General features: G+C 47.7%; 1 protein-coding gene. It reads left to right on the top strand.

Annotated features, from left to right (window positions below; all coding sequences use genetic code 11):
- The first annotated feature begins 113 nt into the window (after positions 1-113).
- On the top strand, positions 114-863 hold the full coding sequence (locus ACUVJL_RS39395) for a PAS domain-containing protein (RefSeq protein ID WP_445250787.1): 750 nt from the start codon (positions 114-116) through the stop codon (positions 861-863).
- The last annotated feature ends 189 nt before the right edge of the window (positions 864-1,052 follow it).

Genomic DNA, 1,052 nt, shown 5'->3' with positions numbered 1-1,052 from the left:
CCGATCGCCGGGATGAGGGGAGAGAGAAGTTAATGCGAATAAGTCATAGTTAAGCTAGCACCAAACCGTAAAAAACTTCTGAACCGATTAAACATTACCAATAGTCAATTGCTATGCAGGAAGAACCATCAAGAGAACAGCTACTTTTGGACGTTCAGCGGCTGAGTGCGGAACTTGAAAACTTGAAGCGCGAAAAGGCTGACCTAGAAATTTTGCTGGAGACTAATACCGAACATTCGGATACGATGGAAGCTCACCTGCTTGTCAAAGCTGAGCTGGCAGTGCGCGAAAGCGAACAGCAGTTTCGGGCGATCGCCTCAGCAACTCCGGTTCCGGTATTAGTTTCTCGTCTTTCGGACGGCTTAATTCTGTATGCGAACGCTCAATTGGCTTCTCTGCTGAACATACCCTTAGAAGAATTGATCGGCCACCACACCCCAGACTTTTACTTCAACCCGGGCGATCGTCCGCATATACTCGACGCCCTCGCCAAAGACGGATATCTCCAAGACTACGAACTCCACTGCAAAAAGTCAGACGGCACCCCTTTCTGGGCAATGATATCGGTTCAGCCACTGCTGTTCCACGGTCAGCCGACGGCCTTGTGCGCCTTGTACGACCTCACCCCGCCCAAGGAAGCAGAACAAACCCCCCAAGAGCGCGAAACGCGACTCCGCCGCCAGAGTCTGGCTTTGTTGCAGCTAGGGCGGCAGAGGACTCTCAACAATGGTGCGCTGAATGTGGGAGCAAATCGTCAAGAAATTATTGAAGCAATTATGCACATGATTCCCTATGTGGGATTTGTCAAAGTGGAACAGGCAGTGGCTTTGGCAGAGGAAGTATTTAAAGAACGAAATGTTTGAGTAACCATCAAGATTGGAGGAAATTTGGCTATGGATCGCAAACAATATTTCGGCTTGAAAATTAATCGAATTACGATCGCATTCTTAATCGGTCTTTTTCTAGCGATTTTAATTTCAATTCAACTCAATTATGCTCGATCGCTGCCACAAATCCCAAAATTTTCAGGTAGCTACATTGTCGCCATTTCC

The organism is Microcoleus sp. OTE_8_concoct_300, from assembly GCF_031383065.1.
Classification (GTDB): Bacteria; Cyanobacteriota; Cyanobacteriia; order Cyanobacteriales; family Microcoleaceae; genus Microcoleus.
The sequence above is the reverse complement of the archived record's forward strand: the minus strand, read 5'-3'. Positions and strand labels throughout refer to the sequence as shown.